This window comes from Paenibacillus sp. AR247, from assembly GCF_002968895.1.
GTDB lineage: Bacteria > Bacillota > Bacilli > Paenibacillales > Paenibacillaceae > Paenibacillus_AQ > Paenibacillus_AQ favisporus.
This window is the reverse complement of sequence record NZ_PCZT01000011.1, coordinates 10,227-13,155: the sequence shown is the minus strand read 5'-3', so window position 1 is coordinate 13,155 and position 2,929 is coordinate 10,227. Positions and strand designations below refer to the sequence as shown.

Genomic DNA, 2,929 nt, shown 5'->3' with positions numbered 1-2,929 from the left:
GTGACCAAACCGAAATTCGACTTCCTGTCGGTGGTTCTGTCGACCATCGGCTTCGGCGGCCTGCTCTATGGCTTCAGTGACGCGGGTACCGACGGATGGGGAAGCGCGACCGTTATTGCCACGCTGATAGTCGGCGCGGTAGGTCTGATTCTCTTTGTATGGCGCCAGCTCGTATCCAAGATGCCGATGCTGGAGTTCCGGATTTTCAAATACAACATGTTTACGCTGACGACGATCATTAACGTCATTATCACGATGGCGTTGTACGCGGGCATGATCCTAATGCCGATCTTCCTGCAGAACATCCGCGGCTTCACGCCGCTCGAATCGGGCCTCATGATGCTGCCCGGCGCGATTCTGATGGGGATCATGTCGCCGATTACCGGTGCGGTCTTTGATAAAATCGGGGCAAGATGGCTGGCCGTCGTCGGTTTGATCATCACGGTGATCATGACTTATGAATTCAGCCGTTTGACCGTTGAAACATCGTACACTCATCTGATCGTCATTTACACGATTCGGATGTTCGGTATGTCGATGCTGATGATGCCGATCCAGACTGCAGGCCTCAACCAGCTGCCGCGGAACATGAATGCTCACGGTACGGCGATGTCCAATCGCTGCGTACCATTTCGGGCTCGATCGGTACGGCGATCCTGGTGACGGTCATGACCAATGAAACGAAGAGTCATGTCAAGGACGTCCTTGCCGGGGGTACGGTCAATCCGGCCGACAAAGCCGCTATGGCGAAGCTGACCGCCGATTCGATGGTTCACGGCATTAACTATGCGTTCATCGTTGCAACTTGGCTGAGTGTCGCCGCGCTGGCTCTCGCTTTCTTCATCAAGAGAACGAAGCCGCACACCGAGCTCAAGAACGAGCTTCAAGGACAAAGCGTCAGCACCGCAAACGCGGAGGGTTAATGAACTTATATTTTTAGGATGTAAAAGAAAAGACGCGCACTGCATTTCATGCAGCGTGCGTCTTTTTATTTGTGGCAACGAGGCAGGGGAAGCGCCACTGGACGGAGCTCATCGCTTCCTCGCCGTGGCCGTTCACTGTCCCGGCATGTCAGCTGACATGCAGTTTGGACAGCAGCGAGCGCATTTTTTGCGGTAACGGTAGAGAAGAAACCCGACAACAGTGATAATGACGGCGCCGACGATCCAGAAGGAGTACTTTTCCACCAGGTGAAAAGCGAACTTCCACTGCGGCCCGAATATTTTGCCGATGCTGATAAACAGGATGACCCAGAGCAGCGCGCCGCTGTACGCGAACAACGCGAATTTGCGGAAGGGCAGGGCGATCATGCCGGCGAAGTAGCCGGTAAAATGGCGGACGCCGGGGATGAAATATCCGATAAAGACCAGGCTTTGCCCGTATTTGTTAAACCAGCGGCTGGCCCGTTCCAGTTTATGCTCGGAGAGCAGGAACCATTTGCCGTAGCGCTGGAGAAAAGGAAGGCCTGCCTTGAGGCCGATGAAGTATGTAATGGTCATCCCCAGGGTCGTTCCGGCAAACGCAACGATCAGCAGCCACCCGTAATGAAGCATGCCGTCGTAAGAGAGGAAGCCCGCATAGGCCATCGTCGTCTCACCTGGGAAGGGGAGAGCGATAAATTCCAATGCCAGTCCGAGAAACAGCACGAGGTAGCCGTATTGTTCGAACATCAAATGTATCCATTTTAACAATTCCAAAAGGTTTTCACTCCAATTCAGGTCGGGCCCCTAAGATCAAACAACCGGACTCCCAGCCGGATTACATCCGGAAGCAAGGATGATTAAGCTCTTGAAAGATTCGGCTTTCCTTAAGTCTATTTCCACTTCTCTCACCATATAATCTACCAGAAAGCAGAACTCATAGAAATAGTGGAGGTAGAAGGTACAAATTCTCGAACTGTTGTACTCTTTTCGCCGGGTCAATCTCACGTTTTACCAAATCTTCTGGAAGCATGCCGATGCTCTTGAGACCACCTGGATTCAATATCTTGTCCTGCACACGCTCCGCGAGCATCCGGACATCGGACTCTCCGAGCTGGCAGATTTAATTCTTATGGGGAACAGCGCCACCAGCGGGGTTGTCAATCGGCTCGTCAAGGCCGGGCTCGTTGAACGCAGACGGCTCCAGACGGACCGGCGGTCGATCGCGCTGCGGATAACTGAGAAGGGAGATGAACTTAGACAGCAGACTGAGCAAGTCAGCATGGGCTGCCTGCTGCCTCTTTTACAGATCAAACAGGAGGACAGAAGCCATTTACTAGCGACACACCAGCAAATTATTCAGATTTTCAGCCAAAAGGGAGAGAGAGAAAGTAATTATGAATAGCAGTCAAGCTCAATCTATGGAGCATATCCGGAAAGGGCCGATCATTGCCGCACTGCTCCTCGGCGCATTCGTGGCATTTTTGAATCAGACCTTGATGAATATCGCCCTGCCCAAAATTATGGATGATTTGGGCATTCAGCCGACGACAGGCCAATGGCTTACGACCGGCTTCATGCTGGTTAACGGCGTATTGATTCCAGTATCGGCATTTTTGATCGCGCGGTTTACAACCCGCCAGCTGTTTATTTCGGCGATGACGATGTTTTCGCTGGGGACGCTGATATGCGCGATATCACCCAATTTTGGGATACTTATGACCGGACGCGTCATTCAGGCGGCTGGCGCAGGCATTCTGATGCCGCTGATGACCGTCGTGTTCCTGAACATTTTCCCGATCGAAAAACGGGGCTCTGCGATGGGCATGATGGGGATCGCCATGATCCTGGCTCCGGCTATCGGACCGACATTGTCGGGGTACATCGTTGAACATCACTCCTGGCGGGTTCTGTTCTACATCATCCTGCCGGTAGCGATCATCGCCACATTAATCGGCGTATTTTTCTTGAAGAACGTAACGAGCGTGACCAAACCGAAATTCGACTTC

The 2,929-nt window shown here is 52.5% G+C and carries 5 protein-coding genes; 4 read left to right on the top strand and 1 reads right to left on the bottom strand.

What is annotated here, in order from left to right; genetic code table 11:
- A partial coding sequence (locus tag CPT76_RS20750; protein WP_483870069.1) for an MFS transporter occupies window positions 1-663 on the top strand: 663 nt, incomplete at its 5' end.
- A 5-nt stretch (window positions 664-668) separates the two neighbouring features.
- Window positions 669-923 (top strand): hypothetical protein, encoded by a 255-nt coding sequence (locus CPT76_RS42505; RefSeq protein ID WP_483870068.1) that lies wholly within the window; start codon window positions 669-671, stop codon window positions 921-923.
- Between the two features lie 132 nt (window positions 924-1,055).
- On the opposite strand, the gene CPT76_RS20745 is transcribed toward CPT76_RS42505, so the two are convergent.
- Window positions 1,056-1,697 carry a DedA family protein gene (locus tag CPT76_RS20745; RefSeq protein ID WP_105444319.1) on the bottom strand — a complete coding sequence of 214 codons (642 nt, stop codon included), beginning with the start codon at window positions 1,695-1,697 and terminating at the stop codon, window positions 1,056-1,058.
- 202 nt (window positions 1,698-1,899) lie between these two features.
- Here CPT76_RS20745 and CPT76_RS20740 point away from each other — a divergent pair, with 202 nt between their 5' ends.
- Window positions 1,900-2,325, top strand: coding sequence for a MarR family winged helix-turn-helix transcriptional regulator (locus CPT76_RS20740; protein ID WP_181152976.1), 426 nt, complete (start codon window positions 1,900-1,902; stop codon window positions 2,323-2,325).
- Window positions 2,318-2,929: MFS transporter (locus CPT76_RS20735; protein ID WP_146116375.1), on the top strand; the 612-nt coding region annotated here is incomplete at its 3' end. The genes CPT76_RS20740 and CPT76_RS20735, both read left to right, overlap by 8 nt.